Here is a 2,549-nt window from a genome sequence, read left to right on the forward strand (position 1 = left end):
GGACGCGGTCCTGCCCGAGGTCGCCGCCGTCCACCCGCCCGCCTCGCCGCCCGACGACACGCACGGCGACCTAGCCCGCGCCGGCACCCGGGAGCGGCTCTCACCCCCCCCCGCCCCGCCGGCCGCGCGCCCCCCCCGCCCCTCCGGGGCACGCCCCCGGCGGCGGGCCCCCGCCCGGGGTCACCTCAGCCCGCCCGGCCCGGCCGGGCGCAGGCCGGGGTGCCGCCGGGCAGCCGCCGGCGGTTGCGCGCGACCAGCCCGTACAGCGCGTCGGCGAGCGGCCGCACCTGCGGGAGCGCCAGTGCGCCGCCGACGTACGCCCAGGCGCCGCCCGAGCGCATGAGCAGCCGGGCGGCCGCCTGCGCGCCGGGGTACACCCGGCCGGCCGGGGTCACCCAGAGGAGTTCCCGTCCGGCCCGCTGCGCGGTCACCTGGCCGCGGCCGCCGGCCAGCGCGTCCAGGGCCGCGAGGTCCGCCCGCTGGTAGGGCACCGCCTCCCAGCCGCCCGAGGCCAGGGTCGCCCGCAGATAGCGCTCCGCCCAGGTCACGCAGCTGGTGCAGAAGGCGCAGTCCCCGTCGTAGAGCAGGACCGGGTCCGGTGCGATGTCGTCGGCCATGGCCCGATCCTGCCGCATCGGGCACCCGCGCTGCGGGACCCGACACCCCGGAGGATCGAAGCCGCCGCCGAGTGGGCACCATCTCGGCAGGAATCTGCGCGCATCCCAGCTGACGCAGGTTCAGACGATCAAGCCCGGGAGGGGTCGGCGGCACGGTAGCCTGCCGCTGACAAGGGGAGACAAGGGGAGGAGGGGCAGCCGCCGTGACCCAGCTCGACATGACACCCGGTGCGCAGATACCCCGCACGGACGTCGGCCCGCAGACCGCCGCCACCCAGGCGCTCTCCTCGGCCGCCTACCGGGACGGCAGCTTCCGCGAGCTCGCCGCCAAGCTCGGCGCCACCCTCAAGGACGGCCGGTTCGCCCTGTTCGAACCGAGCGTCGGCGAGGCGTTCTCGCGTGCCGTCATCGACCGCACCCTGCCGGCCAAGCGGCTGCCGCTGGTGCCCTCGCACGGCACCGACGCACGGATGGTCGTCGAGCACTGCCTCGCCGCCCAGGAGCTGCGCAACGCCCGCGACCGCCAGCTCAGCCTGGTCACCCTGGTCTGCGGGCTGCTCTTCCTGCCCGGCACGCTGGTCTGGCTGGCCGCCTTCCAGGTCCGCGCGGTGGCGAAGAAGAAGCTGGCCCCGCTGAAGGAGAAGAAGGTGCTCTCCGCCAAGGAGCGCCGGCTCTCCGCGGAGCAGAGCTTCTTCAGCACACTGGCGCTGCTGGTGGCGTTCGGCATCGCGGCGCTGTTCGCGATCCGCCCGCCGATCGGCGGACCGTGGTCGCTGTACGTCCGGCTGATGATGGTCGCGCCGGTGGTGGGCTGGTTCATCGCCAAGCGGATCTGTCTGCGCAGCACGATCGACCTGCGTTCGCGCTGGGGCGGGCTGCTGGACGGCGGCGTGGTCGCCGCGACGGTGCCCAAGGCCGTCCCGCGGGACGACCTGGACCGCAAGGCGGCCGACCTGCGGGCCAGCCTGGAGCGGCTGACCGCCGAGCAGGAGACCAACATCCACCACTACGCCGGCAAGAAGGGCCTGCTCGGGACGGGCATGCGCTGGGTGACGGTGGAGATGAACGAGGACCTCCGCCCGGCGGCCGGCCACGCCGACTTCCGGACGTTCCACCGCTGGGACCTGGCCAAGAAGATCGCCGAGCGGCTGGGCGGCGTGGCGGCCAGCGAGCTGCCGGGCGGCACCATGCCGCACGTCTCCGTCCAGCACTGGGTGGTGCAGGACCTCCCGGAGGGCGCGGACGAGATCGGCCGGCCGGGCACGCCGGAGATGGACGGCTACCGGATGCGCGACTTCGGCATCCAGCAGATCGCCAACCGGCAGACCATCGGCACCGACACCGACGCCAATGTGGCCGCCCAACTGGTGCTCCACAACGGCCAGGTGGTGGCCACCGTGATCGTCAAGATCACCATACTGGGGAGCAACCTGCGGGTCTCCGCCTACGGGCACGCGCTCGGTCCGCTGAACGGCCTGTTCACGGCCAAGCCGAAGCCCAAGGAAGTGAAGATCCCGAAGACCGGCAAGTTCTGGGAGGAGAAGACCGTCATCCTCCCGCTGGTGGACGACGACGAGGTCGTCCGGCAGGCGATCCGGGCCCCGTTCATGAAGATCCCCGGCCTGCTGGTCTGGCTCGGCGGCGCGCTCGTGCTGCCCGAGCCGTTCTGCCTCCGGCAGGCCTGGACGGACCCGACCTGGGCCCGGCGCGCCATGTCGGACTCGGTGCTGTACACCGCCCAGCCGCTGTTCAACGCGGTGCAGGCGACCACCATCGAGTTCCTGGCCGACCACGACGTGGACGTCGAGCGGTTCACCAACCGCTCCAACATCAGCCGTTCGGAGAACCAGGGCGTCCGCCCGTTCAAGGCCGACGTGTACGACGCCGGCTGAGCCGCACGGCGAGGGGGCCCGCACCGGAGTGATCCGGTGC

At 73.6% G+C, this 2,549-nt stretch carries 2 protein-coding genes; one reads left to right on the plus strand and one right to left on the minus strand.

The annotated features are described in order from the left end of the window. Nucleotides 1–185: 185 nt before the first annotated feature. Nucleotides 186–617, minus strand: a complete 432-nt coding sequence (locus tag ACFV0G_RS38190; protein ID WP_380558110.1) for a thiol-disulfide oxidoreductase DCC family protein — start codon at nucleotides 615–617, stop codon at nucleotides 186–188. Between the two features lie 203 nt (nucleotides 618–820). On the opposite strand from ACFV0G_RS38190, the gene ACFV0G_RS38195 reads away from it, so the two are divergent. Next, nucleotides 821–2,509 carry a hypothetical protein gene (locus ACFV0G_RS38195; RefSeq protein ID WP_380558113.1) on the plus strand — a complete coding sequence of 563 codons (1,689 nt, stop codon included), beginning with the start codon at nucleotides 821–823 and terminating at the stop codon, nucleotides 2,507–2,509. Nucleotides 2,510–2,549 lie beyond the last annotated feature (40 nt).

Origin of the sequence: Kitasatospora sp. NPDC059571 (genome assembly GCF_042735675.1) — a bacterium.
In the GTDB taxonomy this organism is placed as follows: domain Bacteria; phylum Actinomycetota; class Actinomycetes; order Streptomycetales; family Streptomycetaceae; genus Kitasatospora.

Excerpts from the sequence above, each read along its gene's own strand:
- ACFV0G_RS38190 (WP_380558110.1), bottom strand. The coding sequence starts at position 617 with ATGGCCGACGACATCGCACCGGACCCGGTCCTGCTCTACGACGGGGAC.